At 63.2% G+C, this 19,959-nt stretch carries 16 protein-coding genes; 9 read left to right on the forward strand and 7 right to left on the reverse strand.

Annotation, left to right across the window (positions count from 1 at the left end; translation table 11 throughout):
* Positions 1 to 72: 72 nt before the first annotated feature.
* Positions 73 to 1,554: a DEAD/DEAH box helicase gene (locus tag ACIPHN_RS23090; RefSeq protein WP_400440713.1), complete on the forward strand. Its 1,482-nt coding sequence runs from the start codon at positions 73 to 75 to the stop codon at positions 1,552 to 1,554.
* 7 nt (positions 1,555 to 1,561) lie between these two features.
* On the opposite strand, the gene gluQRS is transcribed toward ACIPHN_RS23090, so the two are convergent.
* Positions 1,562 to 2,446, reverse strand: coding sequence for a tRNA glutamyl-Q(34) synthetase GluQRS (gluQRS, locus tag ACIPHN_RS23095; RefSeq protein WP_400440716.1), 885 nt, complete (start codon positions 2,444 to 2,446; stop codon positions 1,562 to 1,564).
* The gene (locus tag ACIPHN_RS23100) at positions 2,443 to 3,381 is read right to left on the reverse strand and encodes a LysR family transcriptional regulator (protein ID WP_400440718.1); all 939 of its coding nucleotides are present in this window, start codon (positions 3,379 to 3,381) and stop codon (positions 2,443 to 2,445) included. The genes gluQRS and ACIPHN_RS23100 overlap by 4 nt, the downstream gene beginning before the upstream one ends.
* A 149-nt stretch (positions 3,382 to 3,530) precedes the next feature.
* Between ACIPHN_RS23100 and ACIPHN_RS23105 the strand changes: the two genes are divergently transcribed.
* Both ACIPHN_RS23105 and ACIPHN_RS23110 read left to right on the forward strand, forming a co-directional pair.
* Positions 3,531 to 4,232, forward strand: a complete 702-nt coding sequence (locus ACIPHN_RS23105) for a pirin family protein (protein WP_400440721.1) — start codon at positions 3,531 to 3,533, stop codon at positions 4,230 to 4,232.
* Positions 4,233 to 4,330: 98 nt separating this feature from the next.
* Positions 4,331 to 4,906, forward strand: a complete 576-nt coding sequence (locus ACIPHN_RS23110) for a flavodoxin family protein (protein WP_400440724.1) — start codon at positions 4,331 to 4,333, stop codon at positions 4,904 to 4,906.
* A 105-nt stretch (positions 4,907 to 5,011) separates the two neighbouring features.
* Here the strand turns inward: ACIPHN_RS23110 and ACIPHN_RS23115 are convergent, their stop codons facing one another.
* Entirely contained in the window at positions 5,012 to 5,893 is an 882-nt protein-coding gene (locus tag ACIPHN_RS23115) for a sulfurtransferase (RefSeq protein ID WP_400440727.1), read from the reverse strand.
* A 208-nt stretch (positions 5,894 to 6,101) separates the two neighbouring features.
* Between ACIPHN_RS23115 and dnaE the strand changes: the two genes are divergently transcribed.
* The 6 genes from dnaE (at position 6,102) to ACIPHN_RS23145 (ending at position 15,530) form a co-directional block, all read left to right on the forward strand.
* Positions 6,102 to 9,560: a DNA polymerase III subunit alpha gene (dnaE, locus tag ACIPHN_RS23120; protein ID WP_400440729.1), complete on the forward strand. Its 3,459-nt coding sequence runs from the start codon at positions 6,102 to 6,104 to the stop codon at positions 9,558 to 9,560.
* A gap of 50 nt (positions 9,561 to 9,610) precedes the next feature.
* Entirely contained in the window at positions 9,611 to 10,375 is a 765-nt protein-coding gene (locus ACIPHN_RS23125) for a glycosyltransferase family 25 protein (protein ID WP_400440732.1), read from the forward strand.
* A gap of 62 nt (positions 10,376 to 10,437) precedes the next feature.
* Complete coding sequence (gene msbA / locus ACIPHN_RS23130) at positions 10,438 to 12,177, forward strand: lipid A export permease/ATP-binding protein MsbA (protein ID WP_400440735.1); 1,740 nt, start codon at positions 10,438 to 10,440, stop codon at positions 12,175 to 12,177.
* Positions 12,178 to 12,252: 75 nt separating this feature from the next.
* The gene (locus tag ACIPHN_RS23135; protein ID WP_400440738.1) at positions 12,253 to 13,359 is read left to right on the forward strand and encodes a glycosyltransferase family 9 protein; all 1,107 of its coding nucleotides are present in this window, start codon (positions 12,253 to 12,255) and stop codon (positions 13,357 to 13,359) included.
* An 8-nt stretch (positions 13,360 to 13,367) separates the two neighbouring features.
* The gene (locus ACIPHN_RS23140; RefSeq protein WP_400440740.1) at positions 13,368 to 14,348 is read left to right on the forward strand and encodes a glycosyltransferase family 8 protein; all 981 of its coding nucleotides are present in this window, start codon (positions 13,368 to 13,370) and stop codon (positions 14,346 to 14,348) included.
* A gap of 69 nt (positions 14,349 to 14,417) precedes the next feature.
* A complete protein-coding gene (locus ACIPHN_RS23145) occupies positions 14,418 to 15,530 on the forward strand; it encodes a glycosyltransferase family 9 protein (RefSeq protein WP_400440743.1) in 1,113 nt (370 codons plus the stop codon).
* 35 nt (positions 15,531 to 15,565) lie between these two features.
* Here ACIPHN_RS23145 and ACIPHN_RS23150 read toward each other — a convergent pair whose 3' ends face one another.
* From ACIPHN_RS23150 to ACIPHN_RS23165, 4 genes are all read right to left on the reverse strand, one after another.
* On the reverse strand, positions 15,566 to 16,306 hold the full coding sequence (locus ACIPHN_RS23150) for a DUF5672 family protein (protein ID WP_400440746.1): 741 nt from the start codon (positions 16,304 to 16,306) through the stop codon (positions 15,566 to 15,568).
* A 54-nt stretch (positions 16,307 to 16,360) separates the two neighbouring features.
* Complete coding sequence (locus ACIPHN_RS23155) at positions 16,361 to 17,632, reverse strand: O-antigen ligase family protein (protein WP_400440748.1); 1,272 nt, start codon at positions 17,630 to 17,632, stop codon at positions 16,361 to 16,363.
* Between the two features lie 249 nt (positions 17,633 to 17,881).
* Entirely contained in the window at positions 17,882 to 19,345 is a 1,464-nt protein-coding gene (gene rng / locus ACIPHN_RS23160; protein WP_400440751.1) for a ribonuclease G, read from the reverse strand.
* Positions 19,342 to 19,956 carry a Maf family protein gene (locus ACIPHN_RS23165; RefSeq protein WP_400440754.1) on the reverse strand — a complete coding sequence of 205 codons (615 nt, stop codon included), beginning with the start codon at positions 19,954 to 19,956 and terminating at the stop codon, positions 19,342 to 19,344. The genes rng and ACIPHN_RS23165 overlap by 4 nt, the downstream gene beginning before the upstream one ends.
* Between the last annotated feature and the right edge of the window lie 3 nt (positions 19,957 to 19,959).

The following is a 19,959-nucleotide window of genomic DNA, read 5'->3' on the forward strand; positions in this document are numbered from 1 at the left end:
GTGCGCATGCACTCCATGCACCGGAGCCGCCTGGCGGCTGCCGCGGCGCTGTCGCACCGTTCGCAATAAACCATGTCCGACACCATGTCCGCAGCACCGGCTGCCCCCGCCGTCCGCTTTGAAGATTTCGGCCTTTCGCCCGATATCCTGAAGGCACTGGCCGAACAAGGCTACGTCCATCCCACCCCGATCCAGGCCCAGGCCATCCCTGTGGTGCTGCAAGGCCGGGACGTGATGGGCGCGGCCCAGACCGGTACCGGCAAGACCGCCGGCTTCTCGCTGCCCATCATCCAGCGTCTGTTGCAACACGCCAGCCATAGCGCCTCGCCGGCCCGCCACCCGGTGCGCGCCCTGATCCTGACGCCCACGCGCGAGCTGGCCGACCAGGTGGCCGACAACGTGGCTGCCTATTGCCGCTTCACGCCCTTGCGTTCGACCGTGGTGTTCGGTGGCGTCGACATGGCCCCGCAGACGGCGACCCTGCGTGCCGGCGTGGAAATCGTCATCGCCACCCCGGGACGCCTGCTGGACCACGTGCAGCAAAAGACAGTGAACCTGTCGCAGACCCAGATCCTGGTGATGGACGAGGCTGACCGCATGCTGGACATGGGCTTCCTGCCGGACCTGCAGCGCATCATCAATCTCTTGCCCAAGCAGCGCCAGAACCTGCTGTTCTCGGCCACCTTCTCGCCGGAAATCAAGAAGCTGGCCGCCAGCTTCCAGAACAACCCGGTCACCATCGAAGTGGCGCGCAGCAATGCCACCGCCGAAAACGTCACCCAGACCATCTACAAGGTGGATGAAGCGGCCAAGGCTGATGCAGTGAGCTTCATCATCCGCCAGCGCGAACTGAAGCAGGTGATCGTCTTCTCCAATACCAAGATCGGTGCCTCGCGCCTGGCGCGTACGCTGCTGGCCGAGGGTGTCAAGGCCTCCGCCATTCACGGCGACAAGACCCAGGGCGAGCGCATGGCCGCGCTGGAAGCCTTCAAGCAGGGTCAGATCGAGGTGCTGGTCGCCACCGACGTGGCCGCACGCGGCCTGGATATTGCCGAACTGCCTTGCGTCATCAACTACGATCTGCCCTACAACGCCGAAGACTACGTCCACCGTATCGGTCGTACCGGTCGTGCCGGTGCCTCGGGCGATGCGATCTCCCTGTTCTGCGACAAGGACGACCGCCTGCTGACCGATATCGAGAAGCTGATCAAGAAGAAGTTCGAGCGCGCCGAGCTGACCGGCTTTGCGCCGCGCAGCCGCTATGAGCGTGGCGAACGCAGTGACCGAGGCGATCGCGGTGAGCGTGCCGAGCGCAGCGATCGTGGTGACCGTGGTGATCGTGGCGACCGTACCGAACGCAGTGATCGCGGCGAACGCAGCCGCAGCAGCCGCGAAGGCGGGGTATCGTCGTCGCGCCGCGAGAAGGTCGATCCCTGGTTCCTCAAGCCCTACGAACCCAGCGCCGTCGAGACCGTCTCCACAAAGCCCGAACTGGCCAAGAACCGTCCCAAGGCCAAGGTCGCGGCCCTGCTGGGCGGCATGCCCAAGCGCTGAAACCCGTCTAGCGTCCGCCGAAGCGTGCTTGCCAGCCGGTGAGCGCGCGGGTCCAGAAGTCCGCACGGTCGCGGGCCTGGCCCGTTTCCAGCCCGAGAAAGCCGGCGGCCTGCTGCAACTGCTCCAGCGGCCGCGCCAGGTCCAGCGCCTGCGCGCCGTTCTGCTTGGAAAACTTTTCCCCCACCTCATTCATCAGCAAGGGCAGGTGCAGGTAGCGCGGCGTCGGATAGCCGAGCAGGCCCTGCAGGTAGATCTGACGCGCTGTCGAATCCAGCAGGTCGGCGCCACGCACGATGTCGGTGACGCCCTGTTCGGCATCATCCACCACCACGGCCAGCTGATAGGCCCAGAAACCATCGGCCCGCTGCAGCACGAAATCCCCCACTTCAGAAGCCAGATGCTGCACCTGCGGCCCCAGCCAGCGATCCTCGAAACGCACCAGCTCGCCAGCCTGGCCGGCATCGGGTACCCGTAGCCGCAGGGTGCGTGCTGTCTTGCCCGGCGCCAGCCCGTGGCGACAGGTCCCCGGATAGAGGGCGGCGCCGTCGCTGGCCGTCCCCACACGCGAATCGGCAATCTCCTTGCGGCTGCAACCGCAGGGGTAGGCCAGGCTTCCCAGTGCCTCGCGCGCCAGCTGGTAGCGCGCCTTGCGCTGGCTCTGGACCAGGATAGGGCCGTCGGAATGCATGTCCAGCGCCGCCAGGGTGGCGACGATATCCTCGGCCGCGCCGGCGACGGTGCGGGTTTCGTCGATGTCTTCGATGCGCAGCAGCCAGCGGCCCTTATGCACGCGGGCATCCAGGAAACTGGCCAGCGCCGCCACCAGCGAGCCCGCATGCAGCGGGCCGGAAGGCGAGGGCGCGAAGCGGCCGACGTAGGTGCTGCCGCTCATGGCTGCGCCTGCATGGCCACCGGGCCGATCAGCGAGGCCCGGACTTCAGGGCGCGACAGGTGTTGGATGAACCACTTGAGCGACTTGCCCTGTTCGGCCTTGGGCCAGGCGATCATGAAGTTGTCATTGGGTTTGGCCGCCATCGTCTGCTTTTCCACCAGCGCGCCGCTGGCCAGGTAGGGCGCCGCCCAGATGCGCGGCAGGTGACCGCAGCCCAGGCCGGCCAGCTGCGCCTGCAGCTTGTCGGCCACGGTGGCCACGGTCAGCGTTTCCTGGCCCGACAGCAGGCCCATGGTCAGGGTCGGCAGCGACTGGCTGTTGTCGCCCACGGCGATGGCCCGGTGGCTGCGCACCAGTTCGGCCGGCAGCGGCTCGTCGGCCGTGGCCAGCGGATGGCTGGGCGCGACCGCGAAGACCCAATCTACCGCCCCCAGTTCCTGCATCTGGAAGCGTCCGCTGGTGCGGACCACCTCCGGACCATCCAGGGTGACGCCGATGACCAGGTTGGCGCGGCCCTCGATGAGCTTTTCCCAGGCCCCGGTCAGCACGCCCGGCGTGAAGCGTAGGCGGGTGCCGGATTGTTCGCGGTCGAAGGCGGCGATGATGGGCAGCATCTTGTCGAAGGAAATCAGGCTGTTGAGCACGATATGCAACTCGGTCTCGCGCCCGGTGGCGGTGCGCTTGACGCGCTGTTCCAGGTCGTTGGCCGCCAGCAGCAGGTGTCGGCCTTCCTGCAGCAACTGCAGGCCGGCCGGCGTCAACTGCGCCCGATGGCCACGCCGGTCGAACAGCAGCACATCCAGGTCGTCTTCCAGCTTGCGCACGCTGTAGGTCAGCGCCGAGGGCACGCGGTCCAGTGCCACGGCGGCAGCGGCGAAGCTGCCCTTGCGATCGATCATGTCCAGGATCAGCAAGGATTCCAGGGTCAGGTTCAAGCGGCCTCCACTTGTTTAAAAAATTTGAATGAACCCTACGGATTTTAGGCCTTATACAAGAAAAAGATAGCGCCTATAGTGACGCCATCGACAAACATTTTGTACGAATCAATCCCGAGACGTACATTTCTGAAGAAAGAGGTGTTGACATGATGGACATTCGCAAAGCGGACGATCGTGGCCACGCCAACCATGGTTGGCTGGATTCCTATCACAGCTTCTCGTTCGCGGATTACTATGATCCGAAGCACATGGGATTCGGCCCGCTGCGTGTAATCAACGAAGACCGCGTGGCGGCCGGCCAGGGTTTCGGTACGCACGGTCACCGTGACATGGAGATCATTTCCTATGTGCTCGAAGGCGAGCTTGCCCACAAGGACAGCATGGGCAATGGCAGCGTGATCCGCCCGGGGGACGTACAACGCATGAGCGCCGGCACTGGTGTGCGCCATTCGGAGTACAACCATTCGCAGGATGGCACCACCCACTTCCTGCAGATCTGGATCATGCCCGATCGCGCTGGCGCCGAGCCGGGTTACCAGGAAGCGCATTTCTCGGCCGCCGACAAGGATGGCCAGCTGCGGCTGGTGGCCTCGGCCGATGGCCGCGAGGGTTCGGTCAGCATGAACCAGGATGCCAGCCTGTATGCGGGCCTGTTCGATGGCGCCCAGAGCGCGGGCTACAGCCTGCCGCAAGGTCGCCTGGGCTATGTGCATGTGGCCCGCGGCCAGGTCAGCGTCAACGGCCAGGCCCTGCAGGCCGGTGACGCCGTCAAGCTCAGTGCGGTCGACCGCATCGAGATCAGTGATGGACAGAAGGCTGAAGTGTTGTTGTTCGACCTGCCGCGCTAAGCTGGCGGCGTTGCAATCGTAGTCCCCTCCGCCGGTACCGATCACACCGGCGGTCCACCCACCCGTGTTACCTGTTCTCTAGAGAAGGAATCATCGCCATGACCAAAGTTGCTATCGTCTACCACTCCGGCTACGGCCACACCAAGAAGCAAGCCGAAGCCGTACAGGCTGGCGCAGCTGGCGTTGCCGGTGCCGATGTCGAGCTCATCGCCATCAGCGCCGAAGGCACCATCACCGATGCACAGTGGGCCAGCCTGGATGCGGCCGATGCCATCGTGTTCGGCTCGCCGACCTACATGGGTACCGTGTCCTGGCAGTTCAAGAAGTTTGCCGATGCCTCCTCCAAGCCCTGGTTCAGCCAGAAGTGGAAAGACAAGGTCGGCGCCGCCTTCACCAACTCGGCAACCATGAACGGCGACAAGCTCTCGACCCTGCACTACCTGTTCACGCTGGGCATGCAGCACAGCATGATCTGGGTCGGCACCGGCCTGATGCCCTCCAACAGCAAGGCAGCACAGCGCAATGACATCAACTTCGTCGGTTCCTTCTCGGGCCTGATGGCGCAAAGCCCGTCGGACTCCTCGCCGGAAGAAGGCCCGCTGCCGGGCGACCTGGAAACCGCCAAGCTGTTCGGCGCACGCGTGGTGGAAACTGCGGCCAAGTTCAAGAAGTAATCGCAGGCAGCCAGTCAGCTGATCGACAGGCAAAAAAAGCCGGCCCCGCAAGGTGGCCGGCTTTTTGCCGTTCAGGACCGCACTGGTGCCGGCCTGCGCGACCGTTCAGGCCTGCGCGGCAGACGCTGTCAGTGCCGCCGCTTGCTTGCTCGCGCAATGCGGGCAGGATTTGCCGGGCACGTAGTCGGGCGACAACTGTTCGCGCGGGGTCACCACGGCACGGCAGGCGAAGCATTGGGCGGTCTGGGTTTCCTTCAGCTCCGGGCTCAGCGCGGTGCGGTAGTCGAAGACGAAGCAGTCACCGGTATAGTGCGCGCCGCCGACGTCCTCGAAATACTTCAGGATCCCGCCTTCCAGCTGGTACACGTGGTCGTAGCCGATGTTTTGCATGTGGATGGCCGCCTTTTCACAGCGGATGCCACCGGTACAGAAGGTGACCACGGTCTTGCCGTCGAAGTCGGCGCGGTGATCCTCGATCACCTGGGGGAATTCGGTGAACTTGTTGATGCGGTAGTCCACGGTGTTGTCGAAGGTGCCGACATCGACCTCGAAACCGTTGCGGGTATCGACCATCACCACCGGACGGCCCTCGTCGTCGTGGCCCTGGTCGAGCCAGCGCTTGAGCTCGCGGGGCTCGACGAAGGGTGCGCGACCCAGCTCGGGCTTGATCAGCGGGTGCTTCATGGTGATGATCTCGGCCTTGAGCTTGACCAGCATGCGCGTGAAGGGCTGCTTCTCGGAATGGCTTTCCTTGACGATCAGGTCGGCAAAGCGCGCATCGCTGCGCAACCAGGCCAGGAAGGCGTCGATATCGGCGCGCAGGCCGGCCAGGAACAGGTTGATGCCTTCCGGGCTCAGGATCACGGTGCCACGTAAGTTGTGTTTTTGGCAAAACGCGAGGAATTCCGGACGCTTTTCAGCGGTATCGTCGAAGCTGACGAATTTGTAGGCGGCGATGTTGACGTAGGGTGTATCGGGGGACTGCATGGTTCGTTACTCGGCTCTAAGTCTTTGAATTCTCAGCATTATACCCGCGCGGGGAGGGCGTTCGCTGCATTTTGGGCTTGCTCTGATGCAGATCAAGGCAAGATGCCGGGAGCGCTCTTGCCCGTTTGTGTAAAGTCGTGCGATTCCTGACAAAAAGCGGTCAATCAAGGGCGGGCCGGGATGCCAAGCTCCGGTAAAATGTCGTCCCATGACTACACCGCAATTTGTACACCTCCGTATGCACTCGGAGTACTCCATCGTGGACGGCCTGGTGCGTATCGACGACATCGTCAAGGCCGCCGCCAAGGATGGACAAGCCGCCATCGCGGTGACCGACCTGGCCAACCTGTTCTGCATGGTGCGTTTCTACAAGGAAGCACGCGGCAAGGGCGTCAAGCCCATCGCCGGCTGCGACCTGTGGATCACCAATGACGCCGACCGCGACAAGCCGCACCGCCTGCTGGTCCTGATCAAGAGCCGTCACGGCTACCTGCAGCTGTGCGAAGTGCTGTCGCAAGCCTGGCTGAGCAACCAGTACAAGGGCCGCGCCGAAGTGCGCATGGAATGGCTGGACGCGCTGCGTCACCAGGAAGGCGGCAATGGCCTGATCGCGCTGTCGGGCGCGGCGCTGGGCGACGTCGGCCAGGCCATCGACAATGGCAACCTGGCCCAGGCCGAGGCCTGCGCGCGTCGCTGGGCCGAGATCTTCCCCGGCGCCTTCTATCTCGAACTGCAGCGCGCCGGCCAGGCCAACATGGACGTGCAGGTGCGCCAGAGCGTGGCCCTGGGCGCCAGGCTGGGCCTGCCCTGCGTGGCCACCCATCCGATCCAGTTCCAGAGCCCCGAGGAATTCATCGCCCACGAGGCCCGGACCTGCATCGCCGATGGCGAGATCATGGCCAATGCGCGCCGCGTGCGCCGCTTCAACGACCAGCAGTATTTCAAGTCGCAGGCCGAGATGGCCGAGCTCTTCGCCGACCTGCCGGGCGCGCTGGCCAACAGCGTGGAAATCGCCAAGCGCTGCAACCTGGTGCTGCAACTGGGCAAGCCGCAATTGCCGGACTTCCCCACGCCGGATGGCATGACCATCGACGATTTCCTGGTGGCCCAGACCAAGGCCGGCCTGGAAGTGCGCCTGAAGGAACTGTTCCCCGACGAGACCGAACGCGAGAAGCAGCGCGCCCGCTACGAGGCGCGCCTGGAGTTCGAGAACAACACCATCATCAAGATGAAGTTCCCGGGCTACTTCCTGATCGTGGCCGACTTCATCCAGTGGGCCAAGAACAATGGCGTACCGGTCGGCCCCGGCCGGGGCTCGGGTGCCGGTTCGCTGGTGGCCTATTGCCTGCTCATCACCGACCTGGATCCGCTGCGCTACAACCTGCTGTTCGAACGCTTCCTGAACCCCGAACGCGTCTCGATGCCCGACTTCGACATCGACTTCTGCCAGGAAGGTCGCGATCGCGTGATCCAGTACGTCAAGGACCGCTATGGCAAGGAGGCGGTCTCGCAGATCGCCACCTTCGGTACCATGGCCGCCAAGGGCGCGGTGCGTGACGTCGGTCGCGTGCTGGACCTGGGCTACAACTTCTGCGACGGCATCTCCAAGCTGATTCCCTTCAAGCCGGGCAAGCTGGTGACGCTGGCCGACGCCATCGAAGAAGAGCCGCTCCTGAAGGAAAGACTGGACAACGAGGAAGAGGTCAAGCAGCTGATGGGCCTGGCCCAGCAGGTCGAGGGGATCGCCCGTAACATCGGCATGCACGCCGGTGGCGTGCTGATCGCTCCGGGCAAACTGACCGATTTCTGCCCGCTCTACACCCAGGGTGGCGACGCCGGCGTGGTCTCGCAGTACGACAAGGACGATGTGGAAGCCGTCGGCCTGGTCAAGTTCGACTTTCTGGGCCTGACCACGCTGACCATCCTGGACCGGGCGGTGCGCTACATCCGCATGCTCGATCCGGCCCTGGCCGACTTCGACCTGGCCAAGCTGCCGCTGAACGACCGGCCCTCCTACGAGCTGCTGACCAAGGCCAAGACGGTCGCCGTGTTCCAGCTGGAAAGCCGCGGCATGCAAGGCATGCTGAAGGACGCCCGTCCCGACCGCTTCGAGGACATCATCGCGCTGGTGGCGCTGTATCGCCCGGGCCCGATGGACCTGATCCCCGACTTCTGCAAGCGCAAGCACGGCGAAGCCTTCGACTATCCTGATCCGCGTACCGAGGGCATCCTCTCCGAGACCTACGGCATCATGGTCTACCAGGAACAGGTGATGCAGATGGCCCAGGTCATCGGCGGCTACTCGCTGGGCGGCGCCGACTTGCTGCGCCGGGCGATGGGCAAGAAGAAGGCCGAGGAAATGGCCAAGCACCGTGAACTGTTCCGCGAAGGCGCGGCCAAGAACGGGCTGGACCAGGCCAAGGCCGACGAGATCTTCGACTTGATGGAAAAGTTCGCCGGCTACGGCTTCAACAAGTCGCACGCGGCCGCCTATGCGCTGCTGTCCTACTACACGGCCTACCTGAAGGCCCACCATCCCGCCGCGTTCATGGCCGCCAACTTGTCGTTGGCCATGGAAGACACGGACAAGGTCAAGATCCTCATCGAGGACTCGCTCGACATCTGCAAGCTGGCCATCCTGCCACCGGACATCAACAAGTCCGACTACCGCTTCATGCCGGTGGGCGAGCCGGGCAAGAAGGCCACCCAGATCCGCTATGGCCTGGGGGCGGTCAAGGGCGCCGGCCAGAACGCCATCGAAGCCATCCTGGAAGCACGCAAGAACGGTCCCTTCAAGGACCTCTTCGACTTCGCCAAGCGGGTCGACAAGAAGCAGATCAACCGCCGCACCATCGATTCGCTGATCCGCGCCGGTGCCTTCGACTGCTTCAAGGTCGACCGCGCGGTGCTGCAGGCCTCGGTCAACCTGGCCTGGGAAAGCGCCGAGCAGGCCGAGAAGTCGGCCAATCAGGTGAGCCTTTTCGGGGGTGACGACAGTGACCTGGAAGCCCCGCTGGAATACGTGCAGGTACCCGCCTGGAGCGACAAGCAGCGCCTGACCGAAGAGAAGGGCGCGCTGGGCTTCTACCTGTCCGGCCACCTGTTCTCGGCCTACGAAAAGGAAGTGCGTCGCTTCGTGCGCACCAAGATTGCCAGCCTGGAACCCTCCTGGGAGCCACGCAGCCTGGCAGGCATCATCACCGGCGTGCGGGTGCAGATGACCCAGCGCGGCAAACTGGTGATCTGCACGCTCGACGATGGCACCGGCGTGATCGAGGCCACCATCTACAACGAGCTCTTCGAACCCTTCAAGCACCTCATCAAGGAAGATGAATTGCTGGTGGTCTCGGGCAAGGTCTCCGAAGACCGCTTCAATGGCGGCCTGCGGGTGGCGGCCGACAAGGTCATGGACCTGGGCGCGGCGCGCATCCAGTATGGCGTGCGCATGGTGGTGTCGCTGAACAAGGCGGTCGATCCCAACCAGTTGCGCGACACCCTGTCGGCGCACCGCCAGGAGCAGGGCCTGCCCTTCGTGATGCGTTACCAGCAGGCCGATGCCGGCTGCGAGGTGGTGCTGGGTGATGCCTGGCGCGTCAATCCCAGCGACAACCTGCAATCGACGCTGGTGGCGTCGTTCGGCAAGGAAGCGGTGGTGGTCGAGTATTGACCCTGGTCGCGCCGGGGGGCGCGTTCCGAACAAAAACTAGGTGACAGAAAATGCAACAGTTTCACATGCCCATCGTGGTGATTTCCCTGGTCGAGTGCCAGGACCGGCGGCGCTACATCGCCGACCAGTTCGAGCGGATCGCCATGCCGTTCCGCTTCTTCGATGCGGAACGGTTCAAGCAGTATCCGGCCAGCTATGACCAGGCGACGCGCCGCAAGGTGCATGGCAATGACATGAACCTGTCGGAAGTGGGCTGTTACGATAGCCACTACCGCATCTGGCAGGCGCTGGTGCAGTCCGGCGACGAGATGTGGTGCGTGCTGGAGGATGATATCGAGCTGGGCGAGGGCTTTGCCCCGACCTTGCAGGCCATCGCCAGCGCCGGCCTGCCATTCGGCATCATGCGCCTGTGCGATTTCGGTGGCGAGGATTCGTGGCAGGTCGCGGTCCTGTCCAATGGCAGCATCGTCAAGGACCATCGAAAGCAACCGTTCGGCACCCAGGGATATGTCATCCACCGGGATGCCGCGCGTACCCTGGTGGAGCAGGCCGGCCAGATCGTCTATGCCGTCGACGACCTGCTCAACCGGACCTGGGAGCACAAGGTACTGGCGCTGTCGGTCACACCGTCGGTGCTGGTGCATCGCAATGACCTGATGGGCACGACCATCGGGCGAGTCAAGGCCAAGCGTAGCGCATGGTCGAAACTCAAGCGGGAGTTCTACATGGGCCGGGACAGCCTGAACCGGCACCTGCACGCCTGGCAGCGGCGGCGTGCTTTGGCGCGCCAGTTGCCTTCTGGTTCGGGCAGCTGAGGCGGGGCAGACAGCTGCCCGCCGGCGTTTTTGCGTATTTAATTTTTGGGATTTGGTTTCGCATGAAGGTTTCACCCTACATCAAACGGCTGGTCGAGTATCACCGTCCATACAAGAATCGCCTCATCCTGGCCTTCCTTGGCATGCTCGTCACGGCTGCAACGGAACCGATCGTTGCCTACATCTTCAAGGTCCTGCTGGATCATGGCTTTGTCGAAAACCCGACGTTCCCGCTGTGGCTGGTGCCGGTGGCCGTGATTGGCGCCTTCGTGGCGCGCGGCGCCTCGACCTTCCTGACCACCTACATGATGAGCTGGGTATCGACCCGCGTTCTCAACGAACTGCGGCAGACCATGTTTGATCGGATCCTGCATGTGGGTATCGATTTCACCTCGGTGAAGTCCACCGGCAGCACGATCAATTCGATCATGTTCGAGGTGCAGCAGATCATCGACATGGTGACCAAGATCTTCATCTCCATGATCCGCTGCACGCTGACCATCGCCGGGTTGCTGGCGTATATGCTCTACATCAGTTGGTCGCTGACGATCATCGCCCTGGTGCTCATGCCCCTGATGACTTTCCTGGTGCGCCTGACCGGCAAGCGCCTCAAGCGTCTGAACAAGGACTCGCTGACGGTCAATGCCGAGCTGACGCAGGTGATCGAGGAGACCACGCGCGCCCAGCAGGTCGTCAAGATCTTCGGTGGACAGGCCTACGAGCGTCAGCGCTTCCATGAGCGCGCCGAAAAGCTGCGCCGCTACAGCATGCGCATGGTGAGCGTCTTTGCCGCCACGGTACCGCTGACGCAGATCATGACCGCCTGCGCGATGTCGGTGATGATCATGCTGGCCCTGATCCAGGCCAGCCAGAACCAGATCACCGTCGGTGGTTTCATTTCCTTCTTCACGGCCATGATCGCACTGCTGGCCCCCCTGAAGCAGCTGGCCGAAGTCAATGGTCCCCTGCAGCGTGGCATGGCAGCGGCCGAGGCGGTCTTCCATCTCATCGATAGTCCCATCGAACGCACCACCGGTCGTGATCTGCCGGCGCGCGCGCAGGGCAACCTGAGCTTCGTGGACGTCGGTTTCCGCTATCGCGAACAGGAGCGCGCGGCGCTGACGGACATCAACCTGGAGATCGGCGCCGGCCAGACCATCGCCTTCGTGGGCATGTCCGGCGGCGGCAAGACCACGCTGGTCAACCTGATTCCTGGCTTCTATTCGGCCAGCGCCGGCAAGATCCTGCTCGATGGCACCTGGCTGGAAGAGATTTCGCTGTCGAGCCTGCGCAAGCAGATCGCCATGGTCAGCCAGCACGTGGTGCTGTTCGACGATACGGTGGTGGCCAATATCGCCTATGGCGATCCCGAGCCGGACATGGAGCGGGTGCTGGGCGCGATCAAGGCCGCCTACCTCGATGACGTGGTGGCGGGCTTGCCCCAGGGCGTGCAGACGCCGCTGGGCGACAACGGCAGTCGCCTCTCCGGAGGCCAGCGCCAGCGCATGGCGATTGCCCGAGCGATCTACAAGAACGCGCCTATCCTGATCCTCGACGAAGCCACCTCGGCCCTGGATACCGAATCCGAGCGGGCCGTCCAGGCCGCCCTGGACCAGCTCATGAAGAACCGCACCACGCTGGTCATCGCCCACCGGCTCTCGACCATCGAGCGTGCCGACCGCATCGTGGTGCTCTCGGAAGGACGCATCGTCGAAGTGGGCAGCCACCAGGAGCTGCTGGACAAGCAAGCGGCCTATGCCAACCTGTATCGCATGCAGTTCTCCGGCGATGGCAAGCAATGACCGGGAGGGCGCCCACGGTGGCGCCCTGATCCGGCGGGCTTCTTCCTACGATTATCTTGTCCCAGAGGACGTGACATGCAACTGATTTCCCAGGAGCGGCTGGCAAAAGCCGACAAGATCCTGTTCATCGCGCACCTGGCCATTGGCGATTTCACCTATCTGCAGAATGGTTTCAAGGCATTTGCGCAGGCCTATCCGCATGTGCGCATCGATCTGTGGATCGATGAGGTCCGGCGCACCAGCGACAGCAGCCAGTGGGGTCATCTCAAGAATTACGCACTGTATGACTGGGCCGAGAGCTGCCCGTTCTTTGCCAAGGTCTATCGTCGCACCTACAGCCCGGCGCTGCTGGAAGAGTCCATCGCCGAGGCACAGGCCGAGGCCTATCCCATCGTGGTGTCGCTGGCGACCCTGCGGCCGCCGCAATATGCACGCCTGGCACGCGCCTGCGGGCCATCGGCCTGGGTCGTGGGCATGCGCCGCAAGCCGCGCTGGTATGTGCCAGCGGACCGCTGCGCCTATCGTCGCCTGGACGCCAGCTTTGCGCCCTTCCAGTCCTTCCCCGGTTATCACATCACCGATGAATATGCCGACTGGTTCAAGCAGCTGGGGGGCGTGACGATGGATGCCGGGCAGCGTTTTCCCTTCATCGACATCGATCCGCAGTGGCAAGCCCAGGCGCGCAGCCAGCTGGCCGCATGGGGCTTCGCGGACAGCGACGAAGGCACCGCGCCGCTGGTGTTCATCAACCCCTTTGCCAAGACCCGCAAGCGCTGCTGGCCGGTGGGCCGTGTCGCCGACCTGATCGAAGCCTTGCAGGCCGATGGCAAGTGGCGCAACGCCCGTTTCATCATCAATGCCACCCCGCAGGAAATCGAGGCGGCGCGCCAGCAGATCGCCGACCGGTTGCCACCGCGGACGGTCTGGTTCAGTGCCAATCAGAATTTCTACCAGTTGCCGGCCCTGCTGCAATGCTGCGACCTGGTGGTCTCGGTGGAGACGGCCGTGATGCACCTGGCCAATGCCGTGCATGTGCCGGTGGTGGCACTGATGCGCCGCAAGAACCCGGAATGGGCGCCGTTCGACAAGGCCCATAGCCGGGTCGTGATGGCCGCGCGGCGCGGTGACTGGGTCGATGCCATCCCCGTATCGCAGGTGCGCGACGTGATGGAGGCCCTGTGATGAGCAGCATGTCTGATACCCCTACCATGACTTCCCAAGAGATCCTGCCAGAGGCCTTCCACATCGTCTTCTGCGTCGATGACCGCTACTTCCGCTGCATGGGTGCGACCATCGCCTCCATCATCGAACACAATCCGCAGCGCCATTTCACCTTCCATGTGCTGGCGACCAAGGTGTCGGAGCACAATCGCCAGCTCTTCGAGGGCTTGCGTGCCCGTCCCGGTATCGAGGCCTGCATCCACCTGCTCGATCCGCGCATGTTCGAGCGCTTCGAGCAGTACACGCGCTCGTCCTATTATTCCTCGGCCATCTTTGCACGGCTGGTCATTCCGGAAGTGCTGGGAGCCTTCACCGATCGCGTGCTCTACCTCGATGCCGATATCCTCTGCGTCGGCAGTATCGATGCGCTGGCCGACATGAATCTGGATGAGGACATCGTGGCCGTGGTGCCCGATGCCAAGGCGACGACCGAGCGACGCGTTGCGGCCTTGCAGCTCAAGCATGGCAAGTACTTCAACTCCGGCATGCTCTACATCAACATCCCGCGCTGGCAGGAGGCCGGCATCAGTCGCCAGACCATCGATGCCATCCTGCAGCAGGGCGAGCGCTTCCGCTTCCCCGACCAGGATGCGCTCAATGTGGTGCTGGACGGGCGTGCGCGCTACATCGACATCCGCTGGAACTACCTGTATGGCCTGGTCGGTGACCTGGAGGGCAATCGCCCGGCCCTGGATATTGCACCGGGGGCCGCCACCTTCATCCACTTCGCCGGATCGGTCAAGCCATGGGGCGCCTGGTGCGAGCATGACTCGGTGAAGCTGTTCGAGCACTACCACCGGCAATCGGCATGGTCGGCCCTGCCGCTGGACATGGAGCCCCAGAACTACAAGGAGGCGCGCATGCATTCGCGTTTCCTGTGGGCCAGGGGCAAGCGCATGCAGAGCCTGCAATGGTACATGCGCTATCTGGGGATGCGGCGCCGTCGTTGAGCAGCGCGGCGCCGGCGCAGTATCCCTGAAGGTCTGATTACACCCATTGTCTCTATCCGAATGCCAACCATGTCCCAACAACTGATTTCTCCCGAGCTGCTGAAAAAGTCCGACAAGATTCTCTTCGTCGCCCATCTCGCGCTGGGCGATTTCACCTACATGCAGAACTGCTTCCGCGCCTTCGCACGTGCCTATCCGCATATCCGCATGCACCTGTGGATCGACGAAGTACGGCGTACGCCGGATGCCTCGCAATGGCCGCACCTGAAGAAGTACGCGCTCTATGACTGGGTGCGCGCCAGCGGCATGTTCGATCGCATCTACGACCAGACCTACAGCCCGGAGCTGTACCGGCAATCCATTACCCAGGCCCAGGCCGAGCAATATCCTGTCGTGGTGTCCTTCGCGGTGCTGGTGCGCCACCTGTATGCCGAACTGGTGCGCAAGATCAGCCCACATGGCTTTGTCGTGGCACAGAAGAAGCGGGTCCGCCTGCTGGATATCCGCAAGCACCTGGCGTATCGCAAGCTGGATGCGTTCATCCCGGCCTACAAGTCTTCCGAGCTGCGCGGTGAACATATCAGCGCGCTCTATGCCGGCTGGTTCGAGCAACTGTTCGGCATCGTCACCAGCGCGCAGGAGCGCTTCCCCTACGTCGATATCCCGGCGCAATGGCAGCAGCGTGCCCGCCAGGATCTGGCAGCGCAGGGTGTACCTGAGGGCGCGCCGCTGGTCTTCCTCAATGCCTTCTCCAAGTCCGAGGAGCGCAGCTGGCCGCTGGAACGCATGCTGGAATTGTCGCAGCGCATGCGGGCATTGCCGGCCTGGCGCGATGCCTGGTTCGTGATCAATGTGGTTCCGGAAAAGATGGAGCAGGCGCGTGCGCTGCTGGCCAGGTCCCAGGTGAGCAATGCCCTGCTCTTCAGCGCCGAGGAGAATTTCTTCCAGCTGCCGGCCGTACTGGCCCTGTGCAGCCTGATCGTGTCGGTGGAGACGGCCGTGATGCACCTGGCCAATGCGGTCCATGTGCCGGTCATTGCCTTGATGCGCCAGACCAGCCCGGAGTGGATTCCCATCGATACGGCCAACAGCACCATCATCAGCGTCAAGAGCCGCAAGGGCTGGATCACCGAGATCGAAGTCGAGGATGTCCTGGCCTGCATCCAGGCCAAGGCCGGCTAGAACAGCAGTGCCGGGCCCGATGGCCCGGCCAGGATTCAGCGCACGCGGGCGTCGAAGCGTCCGTGGTGCAGCAGGTTGTAGAACTTCAGCCAGAGTGGCCGCAGCGGCATGTTCCAGCCTTGATGACCATGATGGCCGAAGGCGCGATGCAGCCTGCCTTCGCAGCTGAAGCGCGCAGCCAGGTCGACCGGGGCGAAGCTGAATCCGGCCTGTTCCAGCATCGGACGCAGGAACTGGCAGATGACCACGTCTTCATTGTCGGTGACGTCGACGCGCGGATCTTCTGCGAGGAACTGTTGCAGCTTCCGGCTACGCAGCGAGAAGCCGCCATTGCCCACACGGTGGTTGCGGTGCTGCTCGCCGCGCGTCAAATGCGCCGGCCAGGGCGCGCCGATGTAGTCATGCTCCAGGAAGGCCGGATCCCACATCCGGTGCTGCCACACGAAACCATCCCATTGCGCCACCAGCACGAACTCCGTGTCGATGTAACGATGCAGCTCCTTGACCATGAAGTGGGAGTAGGCGTCGATGGAGCGGATCGGTGCGATCTTCACGACATGCGGATCGTCCGACTCGAAATGCGTGAGCAGCTTGGCCGCGCCGAATTCGCAATAGAACAGGCAGTGATCGAAGGCCCTGCGGGCGCGCTGGTAGTCGACACAGTCGACCACCACCAGCGTGACTTGCGGCAGCCTGGTGCGGGTGACCTTGCCGAAGAGCGGGAATCCGAACTTGAAGCGCCTGTTGAGTAGTTTTTGTCGGATCCGGTCGAGCATGATGGTGAAGAGGGGGCTATCTGAGAAAAGAGAAATGCATTGCGCAGCAGCGGATCAGCCGCCCGGCTGCGCAGCGCGATGTTCCAGCCGGTAGGCGTGGGCGAACAGGATAGCCATGAAGATGGCGTAGAAATTGTCGCTGGCGCCCCACATGAAAGTCACGTCGGTCAGCCCGAAGACCACGAAGCCCAGGCTGGTCATCACGCCCATGCTGGCCACCGCACGCAGTTCGCTGCTGGCGTGGCGCATCCTGCGGGCAAAGTAGACACCCGGCACCAGATACAGCGCCAGCAGACCGGCCAGGCCGAGGCTACCCAGCGTCGCCATGTTGTAGAAGATCTCGTTGTGCGAATGGATCTGGCGCGCGATGACGGGCGGAATCTTGCCTTCCTCGCCCAGGCGCTGCAGGGTCGGCATGAAGTTCTCGCGTCCGATACCGATCAGGGGGTGTTCCTGGAACAGCATGAAGGAGGTGTGCCACAGTCCCAGGCGGGTACCGACCGAGGTATCGGAGGCGCTGTCCTGGGAGTAGATCGTCAGGTCCTGCTGGGCCGCCTGGATGCGGTTGCGCACATGCGGGCTGGCGGAAAACAGGCCGATCACCACCACCACCGCGCCCAGCGCCAGCAGGATCTTCTTGCGGGTGTCGAAGTGGTCGAACAGGATCATGGCCGCCACGGCCGCCAGGAAGGGAATGGCCAGCCAGGTGCCGCGCGTGCCGGAGATGTAGGCCGCATACAGGGTGCCGGCGAAGGCCAGCAGCTTGAGCAGGTTCAGCAGGCGCCGCGCGCCGGCGCCGCCAGGGGTATAGCGCATCGATACCAGGGTGAAGAAGCCCATCAACAGCGTCATGTCGGCAAATTCGATGATGGGCATGAAGTCGACGTGGTCGGCGCGCGTCGTACCACCGTCGGTAATGACGTACATCTTGGCCGTGCACAGCAGGGCCGCCAGCAGGTAGCTCCATTGCAGCCAGCCGAACATGCGGTCCGTGCACTGCAGGCAAGCCCAGGCCAGCAGGATGAACAAGGCCATGCGCGAGGGATAGTCGAAGCTGCGGGCTGCGAAGTCCCGGGCCAGCAACTGGTAGGCCAGGATCGCCAGCAGCATGCCCGCCATGGCCAAGTGCAATCCCCAGAACTTTCTTGCGAAGGCCGGGAAGGCAAGTCCTTGCGGCGACTTGCCCAGCAACAGCGATGACAGGGCCAGCAGCAGCAGCGCATAGAAACCCTGGTTGCCTACCCGGTGGCCGATCAGCAGCAGGCTGGAGGTGGCAAACAGGACGAGGAAAACGATCCAGCGAAATGACAGCAGTTGATTCTTCATGATGACGAGGCGTATTTTTATAGGCGGCTGACCCCTTCGATACCCATGGCGCGAACTCGTTCGGCCCCCCTGATCGAAGGTGATCATGGTCTTGTCCGCGTGATCAGATTTGCATGTTTTTTATTGACTGCACGTATGTATTAAAAGCTTGGCAGACGTACAGGGATATCGGCTTTTTTCTGCAAGTCTTTATCCTGCAGGATATGAAACCGGCGCCGAACGTCCCTTTTTGCCATTCTTTGCGCGCATTTACATCAGGATGATGTCGTACTGCTCCTGCTGGTAATCGCTCTGCACCTGCAGCGAGATCGGCTTGCCGATGAAGTCTCCCAGCATGGCCAGGTGTTGCGACTCTTCTTCGAGGAACATGTCCACCACCACCTGCGCGGCCAGGATGCGGAATTCGCGCGGATTGAACTGCTTGGCCTCGCGCATGACTTCGCGCAGGATCTCGTAGCAGACCGTGCGCGATGTCTTGACCTGGCCGCGTCCCTTGCAGGCCGGGCAGGTCTCGCAGAGGATGTGGGCCAGCGACTCGCGGGTGCGCTTGCGCGTCATTTCCACCAGTCCCAGCGTGGAGAAGCCCGAGACCGAGATCTTGGTGCGGTCGCGCTGCAGGGCCTTGTTCAGCTCGGCCAGCACGGCCTGGCGATGCTCGAGGCTCTCCATGTCGATGAAGTCCAGGATGATGATGCCACCCAGGTTGCGCAGCCGCAGCTGGCGCGCAATGGCGTGCGCGGCTTCCAGGTTGGTCTTGAAGATGGTGTCGTCGAAGTTGCGACCGTTGACGAAGCTGCCGGTGTTGACGTCGATGGTGGTCATCGCCTCAGTCTGGTCGACGATCAGGTAGCCACCCGATTTCAGGTCCACCCGGCGCCCCAGGGCGCGCTCGATTTCCTCTTCCACGCCATACAGGTCGAACAGCGGTCGCTCGCCACGATAGTGGGTCAGCTTGGGCAGCACCGAGGGCGTGTAGATCTCGCCGAACTGCTGCAGCATCATGAAGTTCTCGCGCGAATCGACCTGGATGGTGGCGGTATGGTCGGAGACGAAGTCGCGCAGCACGCGCTGCGCCAGCGACAGGTCCTGGTGCAGCAGGGTAGGGGCTGGTTGGGTCTTGGCCTGGCGGGTGATGGTGGCCCAGGTCTTGCGCAGGTATTCCACATCCATCTGCAGGTCGGCCTCGGAGGCATCCTCGGCCATGGTGCGGATGATGAAGCCACCTTTTTCTTCCGGCGGCAGCAGGGCCTGCACCTTGCCGCGCAGGCGTTCGCGTTCGCCTTCGTTCTCGATGCGCTGGGAGATGCCGATGTGCTTGTCCTGCGGCAGGTAGACCAGCATGCGACCGGCAATGGAGATCTGCGTGGACAGTCGCGCACCCTTGGTGCCGATGGGGTCCTTGATCACCTGTACCGTCACGGTCTGGCCGTCATGCAGCAGCTTCTCGATGGGAATGGCCGGCGCGTTCTGGCCGTCATGCGGACGGGCTTCCCAGATGTCGGCCACGTGCAGGAAGGCCGCGCGTTCCAGGCCGATGTCGATGAAGGCCGATTGCATGCCCGGCAGCACCCGGACCACCTTGCCCAGGTAGATATTGCCAGCCAGGCCGCGCGAGAGGGTACGCTCGATGTGCAGTTCCTGCACGGCGCCCTGCAGGATCAGCGCCACGCGCGTCTCCTGCGGGGTGATGTTGATGAGGATGTCTTCGCTCATAGGATTCGAACGCCCGCTTGTTGTAATAGTTGCGCCGTCTCGAATAGCGGCAAGCCCATGATACCGGAATGGCTGCCCACGATATTGCTGATGAATACCGAGGCCAGGCCCTGGATGCCATAGGCACCGGCCTTGTCGTAGGGCTCGACCGTATTGCAGTAGGCGGCAATGGCTTCGTCGCTGAGCGCGGCAAAGCTGACGTCGGATTGCTGGACGATCTGCCAGATCTGGGTTTCCACGCCTTGCGTCACGCCCACGGCCACGCTGGTCAGGACCTGGTGGGTGCGGCCGGAGAGCAGGGTGATCATGCGCACGGCCTCCTCGTGGTCGGCCGGCTTGCCCAGGATCAGGTCATCGACCACCACCGTGGTATCGGCCGAAAGCAGCGGCCGGTGCGGCAGCTGGCGCAGGATCATGGTCTGCTGGGCGCTGTCGAGCTTGGCGCGGGTGACGCGGGCGACGTAGTCCAGCGCTGCCTCACCGGGCAGCACGCTTTCGTCGACTTCCTTGTCCGAGAGCATCAGCTCGAAATCGATGCCGATCTGGCGCAGCAGCTCGCGCCGGCGCGGGCTTTTCGAGGCGAGGTAGATTTTGTGGTCCGCTTGTTTCATTGA

This window comes from Herbaspirillum sp. NPDC087042, from assembly GCF_044745245.1.
Lineage (GTDB): Bacteria > Pseudomonadota > Gammaproteobacteria > Burkholderiales > Burkholderiaceae_D > Herbaspirillum.